This is a genomic window from Pontiella sulfatireligans (genome assembly GCF_900890705.1).
GTDB lineage: Bacteria > Verrucomicrobiota > Kiritimatiellia > Kiritimatiellales > Pontiellaceae > Pontiella > Pontiella sulfatireligans.
In genome coordinates this window covers 612,126-626,764 of record NZ_CAAHFH010000002.1, presented here as the reverse complement: position 1 = coordinate 626,764, position 14,639 = coordinate 612,126, and the positions used below count along the sequence as shown (strand labels likewise).

Below are 14,639 nucleotides of genomic sequence, written 5' to 3'. Positions count from 1 at the left end.
GATTTGTAGGGGTATTGACTGGATGGTTGTCTGGGAGACGTGTAACCTTATCATGCAAGTGAGGCATGCTGAGTTGGGAGAGTGTGATGAATGTATTGTTGTTGCCGGTGATGAAGAAGATTGTGGGGCTCGCTCTTTCTGTTAAACAAATCAATAGGCTATGGTGGATGTTGGCACTTTGCTTGATGGCAACCGTAGTGACCTCATCAGCATTGCAGTCGGGTGATTATACTTACGAGATCAACTCTGCTGATACGAATACGGTTACGATCACCGGCTATACTGGGGCGGGTGGTGCCGTTGTCGTACCATCCATTATAGCGGATAAAACCGTCACGGACATCGGAAGAAATGCCTTCAGACATATATTCAGCATAACCGATATTACAATTCCCGATAGTGTCATCGCCATTGGGAGCTATGCGTTCTTCTATTGTACTAACCTCACGACAATCACTGTGGATGTGTTCAATGCCTCATATAGCAGTGTGGATGGAGTCTTGTTCAACAATAATCAAACTACTCTCATTGCATACCCGACGGGTAAGTCCGGTGACTATACGATCCCCAGCAGCGTCACAAGTATCGAGGGATCTGCATTCTATGCCTGCATTAGCCTGAACAGTATCTCGATCCCTGACAGTGTCATGAGCATCGGGAGAAGTGCTTTCAGAATGTGTGACGGCCTGTCCAACGTCACAATCCCCGATAGCGTAAATATCATTGAGGTAGGTGCATTTGAGAGCTGTGACGGCCTGACGAACGTTGTGATTGGCTCGGCTGTCACCTCGATGTCTGGGGCGTTCGGCCATTGTGACAGCCTTATGGCGATAACGGTGGATGCAGCCAATACCGCCTACTGCGATATAGCTGGCGTCCTGTTTAGCGAGGACCAGACCTCGCTCATCCAATATCCGGGAGGGAAATCCGGGAGCTACATAACCCCTGGAAGCGTCACCACCATTGGGACCGGAGCATTCTCTTGCTGCGCCTATCTGACCAGCGTCACCGTTCCCAGCAGCGTCATAACTATCGGCGGATGGGCTTTCCATGCCTGTTACGACCTGACCGAGGTAACGATTACTGACGGCGTCGCAGTCATCGGAGACTGGGCATTCTATGGCTGTGTTAGCCTTACCAGTGTCATGATCCCCGAGAGCGTCACAAACATCGGGGATAGAGTGTTCTCTTACTGCACGAGTCTGACATCAATCACTGTGGATGCATCCAATCCGGCCTACAGCAGTATGGACGGGGTTATGTTCAACAAGGATCAGACGATGCTTGTTCAATATCCCGGAGGCAAGTTAGGGGGCTACTCGGTCCCCAATGGTGTCGTCAGTGTTGGGTCCGCTGCATTTCTCGCTTGCTCCAATGTGGAAAGTGTAACGATTCCGGACAGCGTAACCCACATAAATGAGTCTGCATTCGCTGACTGTATCAATCTGTTAGGGCTATATTTCCAAGGTAATGCACCCAGTATTGATTCTCCGCAGACATACCTATACCCGGCAAGGTATATCGCTTATTACCTAGCAGTCTCAACCGGCTGGAGCACGACGTTTGGCGTCCGCCCAACAGTCCTGTGGAACCCTGTGATTCAAACCGATGATGGAAGCTTTGGCCCACGGCCTAGTGGTTTTGGGTTCAATATTGCCGAGTCCGAGAGTGGACTGGTGGTGGTGGAAGCCTGTACGAATTTGACAGGCGGCACCTGGATGCCAGTGGAAACCAATACAATGGCCAGAAGCTCGGTCTACTTTAGCGATCCTGACTATACGAATCATGCCGGACGCTACTACCGACTCTCGATGCCATAGAGCCGAACAGGAAGGTTTCTGTGAAGTGGATGTGAGATTAACGCCCTGATTGAATAAACAGGAGTAATAGATGAAGACAAAACTACAACTGATAGTCATTGGGGTTGCGATGTTGGCGGGTACTACCAATGCACAACAGGTACAGATTGATTCGTTAGACTCCAATGGGGAACTAACTTGGACGGCTCCATCTGGCTCAGTATGCAGTGTTGAGTGGACTGATGATTTGGTGCCTTCCGCTGACTGGCGACAGGACTGGGGAGAGTTAAAGAACATCTCTTGCACCAACGATACGCAGACTGCGCAGGTGCCGATGTTCTTCCGGGTAACTTGCTGGACGAATGGACTCTTTTGGAATGTGGAAACGGGCAATAGGGCTACGTTGAGTGCCACCAATGCCTTCGGGCAATGCTGGACACAGAATGTTGAGGTTGTGGGGACACTTGAAGTGCCAGCACTTCCGTACAACAGCTATTTGCTATCAAAGACGGAAAATATATACGATGAACTCAATCCCCCTGTAGACATAAGTGGTAATAGCCTGGTCAGGTACCGTCGCTCAACAGATACTGCCGTGCTGGAGGTTGCTGATTTTGAACGGGAGTATATTATCTACACAAATGCTCCTATAGGCACGACGTGGGCGTACGAGGATTATAATGGCAATACCTGGTCTGCTACTATTGAGACGAACGAAACGATCAGTGTTCCTGCGGGTACGTTTTCATGTCAGCGATATCGAAAGACCTTAGTCGGATCAATGCACCCGAAGCCATGGATTGATATATGGTTTGAGCCCAAAGGTGGAGTTAGGAAGGTTCATTTTTATTTACTATCCAATCCCGCCGCCGCTCCATCCGTCTACGAGCTACTATCTACGGAGTGAAGCGACTGAAGCCGTAGGCTGCTAACCACATCATATGGAGAACATGATCATGACAAGATGGCTGTTGGGAATCTTATTGCTTCTTCTTTGCGGTTCATCCATAGCAGAATTCCGGATATGGGAGGGCTCGAACGGCACCGTGGTGGAGGCGGAGTTTATTTCATACAAGGGAGGGATGGTTGAACTAATACGGACGGATGGGGAAACGATAAAGGTACCTGCCTCAAAACTTTGCAAAAAGGATCGGGATTTTCTTGAGATGCTCGAACCGCCCAAGTTGGAGATCAAGATTGAGGAGGCGCTGGAAAAGGGTAAATCGCAAGCTTGTGTAACCTTGGGAGAAGGGCGTGGAATAGGATATGCGAATCCTCGCATGATGTCAGTTGCCTGCAAGGCAATCATCGTTAAAAAGAGTCTTGAGCCTCGGCCGAGGAAATACGAAGCCAAATTGTTGGTCATTGGGCGAGATATGGTATGGGACTTCCTTAAGGTTCTGGATCAAAACACCCTGTCCATTCCGCAACTTGAGGAGGGTCGGCAGACTTTTAATCTGTCGGGAAAACCAGTAGATGTGATTGAGAAGGGATTTGAAGGTCGCCCAATCCGGGGTCAGAAACCATGGACTGAATATTATGGAAGCCTTTTACTGGTGTATGATGCCGAAGGGCGCTTGATTGCCACAAAAGAGAGCAAGAAGGGTGTTCGGGAGCGGGTTGAAAAGGAATTTGGCTCGATTGAGCGCAACAGCGATCTCCCGGCTTCCCTCGGATCTATTAATGGCTGGGCAGGCCGTATGCGTTGGGGAGAATACCGGAGCAATAAATATGATGGGAAATATGGAACCGTAGCCGACCTGTCGGAGGAATCTTTGATGGTGTACTCGACGCACGGTTCTCTATGGATCTATACCTACCCAAAAACGTTGGATTCTGATTTTAGCATTTCCTGCTCTCTGGAGGTGTTGGCGGGCCGAATGAAGGTTGGTTTACTTCCCGCCGAGAAGAGCCAGAGCGCCTTAGGTATCAGACTAGATGCAGGAGAGCGCCACGAGATTCAGATTGTCCGCAAGGGGAATAATATCCTATTTACGCTTGATGGAGAGGAGGTGAGAATTGACGTTGAAGATGATGACTTCGATCCAGAGGGGAAACTGGTTCTGGGGTTCATTGGTTCTTCCTCTGTCGGCAAGCTCTATGAATTGGAAATCAAATAGTGGCCCAAAGTCAACGCCGTCAATTGGGTCTTCAAAGATGGGGGTCAGGTAAACCACCGCTTTTCCGATAATGGGGACTAGCTGCTAGGCTGAAGCCGTAGGCTGCTAACCACATCGCTAGGCTCTTCCTTGCGGAATGCTTGATGGTACTGTATCGATCCCCTCGCCATCGAAGAGGGGTAAGGGGATTATGCACACTCTGTCCACCGTGTTTTTTTTTCAGCACAGAACCGCTATGCGATATGGAATGTAGGCTCCGGGATAATCCCAAGGCGGTGCGGGGGATGGCGAATGAACGGCAGCATTCCCGTATTGCTGAGTGCATGTTGTTGGACGATGTTCTTGTCGTCTTTGACGGTTCCAATCTTCGATTGCGACGGCATCGGCATGATAGATCCATCAAGGCATCGCATTTCCTCCATCAAGATTCGTCTACAGTCGCCTTTTACCATCACTCATGTCGCAAGCCTGGGTCGATTCTGGGGCAGTTGCGTGGGTCCAAGGGTAGGTTAGTCCTTGTTGAATCAAGCAGTAGGAGTACGCTCTATTGCGTTGGGGGATTAGACCGGAGGTAGCGAAGTGTTTGCTAAGCGTGAGGAACGAACTACAACCAAATTTGCCGGGCTGACCGACCATCCAAGAAAAGCCAAGGCAGAACACGGCAATCCACCTGACTGGCAAATTAAAAAAGAATTTCGTACCCAAATCCAGGCTCGGATCTGGTTGCAGGAAATGAGCGAGGCGGGATGCCAGGTTAAGAAGCATGGTCCGGGTTGGGGTTGGGGATTCACGTATACGATTGCCAGGTCCACGAAGTAAAGGGATCGCCTCAATACCAACCCATCCCCGACGTCCTTGACCAGACTGCTGAGCTTCGTTGCAGTCGGTTAAGCGGGCTGACCGAACTACAGCTCTAGTTCATTTGCTAGGTTTGCTGAAGCATTGCCCAGACGATGTGATTGAAGTCAGTCCATCGGTGTTAGCCAAAGTGGCCGATATGATCGACTTCGATATCAACGTAATTTTGGAGTCACTGGATGAGTTCATATTCCAAGGCGATGCCGAAGCGGTACTGGATGAATGACCCTGCACACCTTGCACGGGTCTGAAACATGCTTCATAGGAAACCTAAATCCTATTACCTGTCATTGGTAAAAGTAGGTTTCCTATGGGGGTTATATGGAAGGTGTGCAACGTGTGCAGAACGGCTAAGCCACCTCGGCCACAGCAACGCCAAGCCACCCTTCGGCTTCTTCGAGGGTCTTGAACATCCGCATCTCGAAGGCCACCCGCTTTTGTGCCTCAGCCATCCAGAGTTCGATCACCGCCTGCGTCAAACCCTGATCACACACGACGGCAGTTTTTGTCCGGGTTGCATCTTTGGGACAGCGGCATTGGAATTCCTGCACCATCGATTCCAGTTCGCCTAACCGGATGTCGGCATGGTGGGTGCCGATCAGCCAGATGTCGTTCGTGGCGGGGTATTCCAGCATCGTCGTCTCGTGATGGATGATGGTCTGTATCATTGGGTAGTCGAAGTCCCTACGAAACTCTACGAGCAGATGATCAGGATTTTCATGAATATGGTACATGCCGGCTACTTTTCCTGAAGCTTGAGCTTCTTCTTGGAGTCAATCCATTGGCCCAGGATAATCTTGCAATACGCACCCGTGGAGATCTGCATGGACTTTGCACGTCGCTCCAATTCGTTTGCCATATCGAGCTTCATGTTGATGCCGATAGTCTTGGTTCCTTTTCCTGCTGGGTTTGTGGTCATAATTTCCTCCTGCTCTAATAGTTCAAGTTTCATGGACTTTAGTGGACACGGAGGGCTATGCAAATGTTTATGTAAAGATAATAGGCATAGGCGCTAGTAAAAAATACTAGAAGCGGTGTGCGAGCAGATTCATCATTATTAAGACCGCCCAATTACGGGTTATCTTTTTTGGCTCTTTCGCCGAATCAGTGGGCAATGCAGTTTCATTTCACCGCGGATGGACACGGATGAGCGCGGATATGGGGCGAATCCATAAAATGGCGGGCATTCTTGGCTCGGGATATCTTGATACGATAAATGCGGGCCTATTCAGACTGGGATGCATCCTTAATTTGCTTGTTTATCCGTGTCCATCCGCGGTTATGAATCTCGGTTGAAACCCATATATTCTGCGGTCGAGGCTCTTTTTTATACCTACACCTAACCAAAGGAATCCCTACGGCTCCAAATCAATTCGATATTGCCTGAACTGGTTGGCCACACTATTACTGGCGGGGCTTTCGATCAAACGGGCGAGTTCTGGGGGTTTACTGTAGAGGGGAAGAAGGGCAAGAAGACCGTCAAGAAGGTGGTCTTTGTGCTCTGTGATCCCGAAGGCAATGGGTCTGGATGGCTGGAGATTCATGAGGGGTAGGGGGGGGGGATGGACGGAGCCCCGAGTGCGGGGCTCCACCTTGTGCGAACATCTACTTTCCTCTATTGCTTGCATTGTGACCGGCTGGCATTAGAATTCATAACAATTAATGCGGAGAAGTCGGTAGTCAATATCGGCAAAGGAGGGCTGTTGTTGTTTAGGTCACAGGGAAGATATGCAGTGCTTGTCATGCTCTGTATTTCACGGCGGGAAGGGGAGTTACCCGTCTCGAAAAAAATGATTTCCGGGGAATTGGGAATTTCCACTGGCTACATCGAACAAATCCTTGTTCCTCTAAAACGGGCGGGATTGATCGGGGGCGTACGTGGCATCCATGGTGGATTCCGTCTGGCCAAGGATGCGTCTGAAATTACGGTCTACAATATTCTCGAAGCAGAGGATGAAAACCTTGCCAAGGCGGCCAACCTTAAGAAGGGGCGTAGTCTATCGGGTGAATTCGCTGCCCAGGCGGTATGGCATGGAGCCATCGAGCTGTTCCGGGAATATTTCTCCAATATCACACTGGAGGATCTGCGGGAAGGCTGCTCCGAGTGCTGCCATGTTGGAACAGGGCCTGAACAAAAAACAAAGCTCAATGAACTTTGGGAGATCGTCGGTGGCCCGGGGCAAGCAACTTGCTGGGATACGTAGACAGAGGTAGTCGCTGGGAATTAGGGTGTCAAACGATCCTGTGTGTAATTAAAGCCCCGCCTCCGCAAGTAACTCGGATGGCTTGCATTTGAAAGTAACAGCAAACCTCACTAGTGTTTCTATGGTGAGGTTCTGTTCTCCACGCTCCACTTTGCCCACATAGTTCCGGTGGACGCTCGCCATTTCAGCCAGCTTTTCCTGGCTGACTTCAAGCTCCAGCCGTCTTTCAAGGATGGCCGAGCCGAGCATCTTCTGCGGTGTTTGCTTTCTACGTGGTTTCACGTATAAATGCATACCATTGTACTGTATTAAGGAATATGGAGTGCCCCAAGAGGTTATCCGGTTCGCCAACGGTCTGGGCAAGGATGATGAAATCCAGAAAGACACCTTGGTGGTAATACCGGATCAGAAGTAGCTAGAATTTATCCGCATGCAATACGGGGGAGGTCATTGCGACCTCTTTTTTTAGCCCCCAGAGGGTTGCGGCTTCTAACGTAATTTAGTAAACGTTGCGTGTAATCAAAAGGAGACACAATATGTCCATAATGAAAGAACTGCAATCCGAGGTCACCCGTCTAGCCCGTAAGGAAATCAAGAAGGAGCTGGAGCCCATCAAGCGGGTCAACGCCGCACAGCGCAAATATATTGCCGACCTCAGGCGTGAAGTAACCGAGCTTGAGAAGGAAGTTGCGAGGCTCCGTAAAGCCGTTGGTGTGCCTGCTCCTGTCGTGGTTGAGGATGCTGAGAAGGGCTTCTGGATTTCAGGTAAAGGCGTAGTGTCGCTGCGTAAGAAACTTGCTTTGACTCAGGCTCAATTGGCCACTTTGGCCGGCGTCAGCACCCAGGCCGTTGTGAAGTGGGAAAAGCACGAGGGCAAGATTCCATTCCGTAAGCAGGAGACCGCCGTTCGTATGCAGCAAATCCGTGGCATGAGCAAGACTAAGGCTTGGGTGGAGTTGGGGAAGGGGAAGTGACTCCCTTTGCCTGAGACCGCTGCAAAGGAGGCCGTAGTGGTCTCCTTTTTTAGGTTTCAGAGGCTATCCAGAACCAGCTTTTGGCTGGACCATACACCTTTATCTCAACTGCCTTCTTATCCTATCTACGATCTCACTTATTCCATTGTTTCCCCGTAGATGGGACTTGAACCAATACAACAACCTTCCTGCGACGGCGGGGGGCTTAATGGGAGGGAGGTTAAGCACTTCAGGTTCTCCACGACGGTGTTTTTTGACCGCAAAGGCGCTAAGATACTAAGGATTCCAGGTTCTTCGCAGATTTTAGTGGCAACGAATGTAGGAAAAGCAACGAATGTTCCGGCATGTTGGCTCGTTGCGATGAGGTGCGCCGGCCAGTGCTCTTCCCATGATTAATCCCCGTTTTCAGATATGTGGCAACGTTTCCAGTCCATTTGATTCGTTGCTTTTCCTACATTCGTTGCAAACGCTCGCTGTAGACCCCTAATCTGCGAAAAGTCCTCATCCTCCATAAAAATATACGAGGAGCCGGATTCCAGCTCCTTTTTACTCTTTTTCGCTATGAATAAACGGGTGGACAAAAACTATCCATTTCCTTTTTTTGTGAGGCGACTTTGCCATCCGCAGAAACTTTATTGTGCCTCGGAGAGGGTATGAAAGGCCCTGTCCCATCTTTGCGGTCATCATTCTGAAGCGCCGAATCCAGCGAGCTGCCTCGATCCTTCTATGCGTTGAATATGAAGAGGTTGCGTAGCAAATCGACTGAAAGGCAATGCTTAACCTCCTATTCATTAGGGGAGGGCCTTCAGCCATTCCTTCCTTATAATTCCTTCCCTTCGTGCAGAGAGCGAAATACGACCTTTGCGGTCATGTATGCCCCTGGGGCACAAGGCTAAAGTGATTTCCATCCACGTTGAGGCATCGGTTTTGAAGGATAATATCCGCATAGTATTTTGCGGGAATGGCTGTGTTAACATTCCTGTTTGGGTGGTTTAGTACTCACTATCAAGCAGTAGGAATGAGGGCCCGGCTTGATGGGCGGCCAACTGGAGGCGGTTCGAGGGAGGCGCCGGTTGGGCGAGGAAAAATAAACCGTGTAAAAACGGAGGAGATAGACATGAAGATGAGAAAGCAATTAGCACTATATGCGTTGACGGTCGTCGGATTATTGGCGGCTGGGCAGGCGAATGCGGCAACGGAAGCATTCGTCGATTTCACGGGAAGCGAAGGTTATACAAACGGGCCGTTGCTGGATGATGTTATCTGGCAGGGAAACTATGATCCTACCAATAACACAGCTACTGTCACGACCAACGGAACGGGGTATTCCGGTAACGTAGGAACCGTGGCAATGGAGTCTCCGTCAGATTGGCATCTCGCTGTAAACAACAAAGAGGTAACTATGGCTAGTGCTGGCGCTCAAATGACGGTGTCCACCGTGTTCAAATTTCATTCCGTTGCTGCTGCAGGAGCTAATAACCGGGATATGATGGGGGTTCGGTTCTACGACGACGCCAGCGGCAACACGTTTGTTCGTGTAGCTTATCGGCGTCGCACAGATGGGGCGCTCCAACTGTTTGCCGGCCTGAACGGTACGGGAAAGATAAATCCGGCCACGTCCGCATCCTCCGGGAGCGAAGCGGATATAGGACTTACATCACTCATAGACGAAAGTGACTGGCTTCAGCTTTCGGCCACGTTGACAAAGGGAAGCACTGCTTCCGATTGGGGCTTGGAGGCTACGCTTTCAAATTTGACTACAGGTTCCAATTTGCTGAGCCACACATTTGTTGGGATGACTGTTGGTTCTGAATTGCTGGATGATAACAGCTTTTATGGTTCTTTCTCTACAGATTATTCCGATAGCAAAGCTGGCGTCACCAACCGCATGATCGACCGATTCGAAATTCAGTCCAACTCTATTGTTCCGAGCGAAACGATTGTTGAATGGGGTGGTGCCACCAACATTGTAACGGCCGCTGCCGCTCTTGAAATGGGCAGCAAGAACAGCTACGTGGATTTCTTCGAATCGCAGCCTCTGTCAGGCTACAACCTCGATAACGATGTTCTGTCGCCGAAGTTCAATGGCAATGCCACAGTCTATTGGGCCACTCGAAATGTTCGAGACGGCGGAAACGGCAACGATGCGATTCAGTTTGGTAATAATTCTGCATTATATGAGCACATGGTGGTCTGGAATGAATTCCTCGGCACCAATACAGCCCTAAGCGATCTTTCCATGACGATGTGGGAAACAGGCAATGCCAACACCAATGATCTCCGTGTTGTGATTCAGAAGGGAACGGGTGAGTGGTATGCCAGCCAAGAACTGAACCTTCCGGGTGCGACAACAACGACGTTTGCATTGGACGTGGAAGCAGATCTGCAATGGTATAAGTTCAGCCCGATCCATAACGGAAAGGCAGTGTTAGGTAGCACCCTCGTGACCCCGCAACCCGACATGGAAGATGTCGCCGCGGTAGGCTATTACAATAAGAAAACCGCTGGCGCGGGCACGTATGGCGAAACCAGATGTTTCTTCTTCCAGGCCAAAGCCAAGCCCGCTGCAGTTCGCTCCGACATCATCTTTTCCCGTAGTTTCGACAACTATAATAATGGAGAAAGATTCCAGTCCGGTGGTAATAATGGGGTGAACGGTTGGGATGAACTCAACAATGAATGGGGATTTGGAACCGCTCGCACGAATGCTTCTGGAATCTATCTGGTTCACCGCCCGGCAACTACGGCCTACACAGGCAACCGTGGATATAACTGGCGTGGTGTCATGTTCACCAACGGCCTGCCCCAGACGGTTGAGGTTGGCGATGCGCTTGAATTCAGCATGAGTGCAAAAGTGTTTGTAAGGAATGCTCTGGCTGGTCTTGCTATGTATGACTTCTACTTCAGTACAAACGGTGTAAGCCGAATGGGAGCAGCCTCCCCGCACGTACCCTCGCAGCAGTCGTTCGGAACCTATCCTGACGGCCAGTTGGGGTTCCGGGTTCTCCAGGGCAGCTGGATCAATGATGGTGCCTGGCCGGATGGAGGATTGCTGATCGCAATGGATCCAGCCGCACCGAGTGCATCTTCGGGCTCAGTGAGCTTGAATGATGTCGGGGTCACCAACCTTGGCGCAGCCGGCGTTGACTATGAAACCGATGAGCTCGTCTATACCTACAAGGCACTCAAAACCACGAATGCCGGTGTGTGGGATGTCAGCTTTGTGCTCGCCACCACCAGTGGCGGCATATTGAAAACCATCGACCAGAGCAACTGGACCAATGAAGCGCTCTACAATGCGACTGATATTTACTTCGGCATGTATGGACCCTCCGCTTTGGCGGCTGAAGAAGGCCTTGAGATCAATAATATGAACTGCCGCATGATCCTCGGGGACGAACCGGTCGTGCCGGATACGGGCTGGTCGCTGTTTCTGGAAGCTTATCCGGCATTAAGCGGCAACCCTGGAGACGACTTCGACAACGACGCTCTGACCGACTGGGAAGAATATGTGTTTGGCGGTATTCCCACCGATGGAACCAATCTCGGCGCGCAGCCGATGTTTGATGCGGACTCTGGTGACTATATGTTCTACACCATCAACAGCGAGCCTACGCTTGTTGCGAAAACCCTGTATCGGGACAACCTGGTGATTGGAAACTGGACAACCGGAATGCCGGTAAACGTCGATGGCGGCACTGATGACGGCACGTTCTTTGTGAATGCCGTTAACTTCGACACATCAAGCTCCACGAACCAGCTGTTCATGAAGCTGGAGGTTGTAGAACCGTAAATATCAAACAAAAGTTTGATTGAACGAGCGTCCCTTCTCTTCCGGGGGGCGCTTTTTAATTAGGAAGCAGGGCGGAGCGCCGGGAGTGTGGTCTCGAGGAATCCAGAACTTACCGGTTGCGTGAAGCCGTTCTGTGTGGTTAAAGAAACCGCCTCTGCTCCGTCTATTGAGCAGAGACAGTTCCTATGCAGCTTCCTCCTCTAAAATTTGGATCGGTTGAAATCGGTTTCCCCGTGGTGCTTGCGCCGATGGCGGGCTACACCGATGCGGCCATGCGCACGCTGTGCCTCGAGCACGGCGCCGGCGCGGTCTATACTGAGCTGACCAGCGCCGAGGGGATTAGGCGCGATTCCAAAAAAACCTTCCAAGTATTGGAAGCCGCCCAAGGCGAGCATCCGATTGCCGGGCACATTTTCGGGCGCGATCCGCAGGCCATGGCCGAGGCGGCAAAATATGTGGAGCAGGCCGGGATCTTCGATTGGATCGATCTCAACTGCGGCTGCCCCGTCAAAAAGGTGGTTTCGCGTGGCGCGGGCGCCGCGCTGCTCAAAGATCTCCCGCTCATGGGCGAGATCATCGAAAAGGTCAAAGCTGCCGTATCCCTGCCCGTATCGGTCAAAACCCGCATTGGATTCAACAGGGGAACGGCGGACCACCTTGAAATCGCCAAGGTGGTTGAGCAGAGCGGGGCGGATATGATTGCCGTGCACGCCCGGCTCGCCAAAAACTTTCACGGCGGCGACCCCGACTGGAATGCGCTCGGCGAAATGAAGCAGGCGCTCAACATTCCCATCATTGGCAACGGAGGCGTTTTCGAGCCCGCCGACGCGCGGCGCATGGTCGAAGCCTCCGGCGTCGACGGCGTAATGATCGGCCGTGGCGCCATCGGCAACCCGTGGATCTTCGAACAAATCAAGGCAGAGGGGTCAGCAGAGGGGTCAGTCCTATGTTTTAATGTTTTTGAAGAAAAACATCATTTCATAGGACTGACCCCTATGGTTGAGGATATAAAGGTACGGCTCGGTGCAAATGAACCGCCTAAAGGCGGGACTACGAACCTTTACGAGCGGCGCAACATGATGGCTGAGCACCTGCAACGCATGGTGGCACTCAACGAACTTAAGCAGCAAAACGCCAGCCGGCCCTGCAAATATCCGCCTGAAGAGGCGGCCTGCATCCAGTTCCGCACGCATATTCCCTATTATGTGAAGGGCCTATTTGATAAGAAGCAGTTGCTGATGAAGCTCGCGCACCTCCTAACGGTCGATGCGATCATGGAAGAAGTGGATATATTGGTGGAGAAGAATAAGCGTGATGAGTGACGATTGATACGTGATGTTGCGCCCGGCGAAGAGTCACGCCTCACGTTTCAATCGTCACCCACCACTCAACAAGGAAAAACTATGACTAACGAAATTGAAATGAACCTCGGCACCCAGCCATTGGATGCCATCATGACCGAGAAGAATATTAAGAACAACGATCTGGTTGCGGTGGCTCCGCCCGGATTCATTACGCACAAGCAGATCCAGAAAGGGCGCAAAGGGCGTCGCCTGACGATGCACATGCAGCAAAAGGTGCTCGATGCCCTCAACGCCTACAGCGCCCCCGAAAAATATGAATGGGAGCAGCTGTTCACCTATCGTGGGAAAAAGGATTTATAAAGGTTTGAGGAGAGGAGCGAGTTTGTAGTTCAGCCTTCAGGCTGCTCGGAGAATCGGAATAAGTTTGTAGTCCAGCCTTTAGTCCCCCCACCCGCTGCGCTGGATTTTTCATGAAAGGGACTGGAGGGCGAGGCTCTGTCCGAGCCAATCCGCCGAACGGCTCCGACAGAGCGTCGCCCTCCATCAAAAAACCATGAAGTCCTAAACAAGGCTGCTCGGAGGAAGAGGAACCAGTTTGTAGTTCAGCCTTTAGGCTGCTCGGAAGAAGAGGAGCAAGTTTGTAGTTCAGCCTTCAGGCTGCTCGGAGGAAGAAGGAATAGGTTTGTAGTTCAGCCTTCAGGTTGCTCGGAGGAAGAAGGAATAGGTTTGTAGTTCAGCCTTCAGGCTGCTCGGAGGAAGAGGAGCAAGTTTGTAGTCCCGCCTTTAGGCTGCTCGGAAGAAGAGGAGCAAGTTTGTAGTTCAGCCTTCAGGCTGCTCGGAGGAAGAAGGAATAGGTTTGTAGTTCAGCCTTCAGGCTGCCCGGAAGAAGAGGACCAGGTTTGTAGTTCAGCCTTCAGGCTGCTTGGAGAATCGGACGATGTATGATTGGCGAAAGCTGACCGAAGCGCAGCGGGAGGAGCTGCTGGCTCGGCGGAAGCAAGGCCAGCGTCCTTGGCATAGTCCTCCGCATTTTGAGTCCGACGGGTTTCAGCGGTTCCACCTTTCTTCAGCATGTTTTGAACATCGTCCACTCATCGGGGAAACAGCTGTCCGCATCGCGGAATTTGAAACAAGCCTGCTGGAATCGCTGACCTCCTCCTGTAGGCAACTTTATGCGTGGTGCGTGCTTCCAAATCATTGGCATGCACTTGTGGGCACAGATAGCCTCAAAGAAACAATTGCCGAAATTGGGCAACTGCACGGCCGCACGTCATTCCTGTGGAATCGCGAGGATGAAATGCGCGGGCGAAAGTGCTGGCATGGATGTGCCGACCGTCGGATCCGCTCGAGCCGGCATTATTATTCAGTAATAAACTATATTCATCATAACCCCGTTAAGCATGGCTATGCTAAACAGTGGGAGGACTGGCCGTTTTCCAGTGCTACGGAATACATTAAAGGCGTGGGCCGTGAAGCGGTATTGAAGCAATGGAATGATTACCCTGTACTAGACATGGGTGCCGGATGGGATGATTGAGGCCTGTTTGTAGTTTCGCCTTAATAGGAAAAGGTTTGTAGTTCCGCCTT

At 51.1% G+C, this 14,639-nt stretch carries 14 protein-coding genes; 11 read left to right on the top strand and 3 right to left on the bottom strand.

Annotated features, from left to right (window positions below):
* The first annotated feature begins 86 nt into the window (after positions 1-86).
* From SCARR_RS15625 to SCARR_RS28225, 4 genes are all read left to right on the top strand, one after another.
* Positions 87-1,820, top strand: coding sequence for a leucine-rich repeat domain-containing protein (locus tag SCARR_RS15625; RefSeq protein ID WP_168433353.1), 1,734 nt, complete (start codon positions 87-89; stop codon positions 1,818-1,820).
* 70 nt (positions 1,821-1,890) lie between these two features.
* Entirely contained in the window at positions 1,891-2,706 is an 816-nt protein-coding gene (locus SCARR_RS15620; protein ID WP_136062603.1) for a hypothetical protein, read from the top strand.
* Between the two features lie 49 nt (positions 2,707-2,755).
* The gene (locus SCARR_RS15615) at positions 2,756-3,919 is read left to right on the top strand and encodes an SHD1 domain-containing protein (RefSeq protein ID WP_168433352.1); all 1,164 of its coding nucleotides are present in this window, start codon (positions 2,756-2,758) and stop codon (positions 3,917-3,919) included.
* A gap of 931 nt (positions 3,920-4,850) precedes the next feature.
* Complete coding sequence (locus SCARR_RS28225; protein WP_168433351.1) at positions 4,851-5,003, top strand: hypothetical protein; 153 nt, start codon at positions 4,851-4,853, stop codon at positions 5,001-5,003.
* A gap of 124 nt (positions 5,004-5,127) precedes the next feature.
* Here SCARR_RS28225 and SCARR_RS15605 read toward each other — a convergent pair whose 3' ends face one another.
* Together SCARR_RS15605 and SCARR_RS15600 are read right to left on the bottom strand one after the other, a co-directional pair.
* Positions 5,128-5,511 (bottom strand): hypothetical protein, encoded by a 384-nt coding sequence (locus tag SCARR_RS15605; RefSeq protein WP_136062600.1) that lies wholly within the window; start codon positions 5,509-5,511, stop codon positions 5,128-5,130.
* A gap of 5 nt (positions 5,512-5,516) precedes the next feature.
* Complete coding sequence (locus SCARR_RS15600) at positions 5,517-5,696, bottom strand: hypothetical protein (protein ID WP_136062599.1); 180 nt, start codon at positions 5,694-5,696, stop codon at positions 5,517-5,519.
* 460 nt (positions 5,697-6,156) lie between these two features.
* On the opposite strand from SCARR_RS15600, the gene SCARR_RS28220 reads away from it, so the two are divergent.
* The gene (locus SCARR_RS28220; RefSeq protein WP_168433350.1) at positions 6,157-6,330 is read left to right on the top strand and encodes a hypothetical protein; all 174 of its coding nucleotides are present in this window, start codon (positions 6,157-6,159) and stop codon (positions 6,328-6,330) included.
* A gap of 9 nt (positions 6,331-6,339) precedes the next feature.
* Positions 6,340-6,981 (top strand): RrF2 family transcriptional regulator, encoded by a 642-nt coding sequence (locus SCARR_RS15595; protein ID WP_136062598.1) that lies wholly within the window; start codon positions 6,340-6,342, stop codon positions 6,979-6,981.
* A 48-nt stretch (positions 6,982-7,029) separates the two neighbouring features.
* On the opposite strand, the gene SCARR_RS15590 is transcribed toward SCARR_RS15595, so the two are convergent.
* Positions 7,030-7,263 (bottom strand): helix-turn-helix domain-containing protein, encoded by a 234-nt coding sequence (locus SCARR_RS15590; protein WP_222846339.1) that lies wholly within the window; start codon positions 7,261-7,263, stop codon positions 7,030-7,032.
* A gap of 254 nt (positions 7,264-7,517) precedes the next feature.
* On the opposite strand from SCARR_RS15590, the gene SCARR_RS15585 reads away from it, so the two are divergent.
* From SCARR_RS15585 to SCARR_RS15565, 5 genes are all read left to right on the top strand, one after another.
* The gene (locus SCARR_RS15585; protein ID WP_136062596.1) at positions 7,518-7,955 is read left to right on the top strand and encodes a helix-turn-helix domain-containing protein; all 438 of its coding nucleotides are present in this window, start codon (positions 7,518-7,520) and stop codon (positions 7,953-7,955) included.
* Positions 7,956-9,072: 1,117 nt separating this feature from the next.
* A complete protein-coding gene (locus SCARR_RS15580; RefSeq protein WP_136062595.1) occupies positions 9,073-11,748 on the top strand; it encodes a hypothetical protein in 2,676 nt (891 codons plus the stop codon).
* 185 nt (positions 11,749-11,933) lie between these two features.
* Positions 11,934-13,070: a tRNA dihydrouridine synthase gene (locus SCARR_RS15575; protein ID WP_136062594.1), complete on the top strand. Its 1,137-nt coding sequence runs from the start codon at positions 11,934-11,936 to the stop codon at positions 13,068-13,070.
* A gap of 81 nt (positions 13,071-13,151) precedes the next feature.
* The gene (locus SCARR_RS15570) at positions 13,152-13,412 is read left to right on the top strand and encodes a hypothetical protein (RefSeq protein ID WP_136062593.1); all 261 of its coding nucleotides are present in this window, start codon (positions 13,152-13,154) and stop codon (positions 13,410-13,412) included.
* A gap of 577 nt (positions 13,413-13,989) precedes the next feature.
* Positions 13,990-14,589 carry a hypothetical protein gene (locus SCARR_RS15565; RefSeq protein ID WP_136062592.1) on the top strand — a complete coding sequence of 200 codons (600 nt, stop codon included), beginning with the start codon at positions 13,990-13,992 and terminating at the stop codon, positions 14,587-14,589.
* Positions 14,590-14,639: the final 50 nt, after the last annotated feature.

Bases quoted from the DNA above. Each gene is read 5' to 3' on its own strand.
- SCARR_RS15625 (WP_168433353.1), top strand. From the start codon at position 87: ATGAATGTATTGTTGTTGCCGGTGATGAAGAAGATTGTGGGGCTCGCT.
- SCARR_RS15620 (WP_136062603.1), top strand. From the start codon at position 1,891: ATGAAGACAAAACTACAACTGATAGTCATTGGGGTTGCGATGTTGGCG.
- SCARR_RS15615 (WP_168433352.1), top strand. From the start codon at position 2,756: ATGACAAGATGGCTGTTGGGAATCTTATTGCTTCTTCTTTGCGGTTCA.
- SCARR_RS15605 (WP_136062600.1), bottom strand. From the start codon at position 5,511: ATGTACCATATTCATGAAAATCCTGATCATCTGCTCGTAGAGTTTCGT.
- SCARR_RS15600 (WP_136062599.1), bottom strand. From the start codon at position 5,696: ATGACCACAAACCCAGCAGGAAAAGGAACCAAGACTATCGGCATCAAC.
- SCARR_RS15595 (WP_136062598.1), top strand. From the start codon at position 6,340: ATGGACGGAGCCCCGAGTGCGGGGCTCCACCTTGTGCGAACATCTACT.
- SCARR_RS15585 (WP_136062596.1), top strand. From the start codon at position 7,518: ATGTCCATAATGAAAGAACTGCAATCCGAGGTCACCCGTCTAGCCCGT.
- SCARR_RS15580 (WP_136062595.1), top strand. From the start codon at position 9,073: ATGAAGATGAGAAAGCAATTAGCACTATATGCGTTGACGGTCGTCGGA.
- SCARR_RS15575 (WP_136062594.1), top strand. From the start codon at position 11,934: ATGCAGCTTCCTCCTCTAAAATTTGGATCGGTTGAAATCGGTTTCCCC.
- SCARR_RS15570 (WP_136062593.1), top strand. From the start codon at position 13,152: ATGACTAACGAAATTGAAATGAACCTCGGCACCCAGCCATTGGATGCC.
- SCARR_RS15565 (WP_136062592.1), top strand. From the start codon at position 13,990: ATGTATGATTGGCGAAAGCTGACCGAAGCGCAGCGGGAGGAGCTGCTG.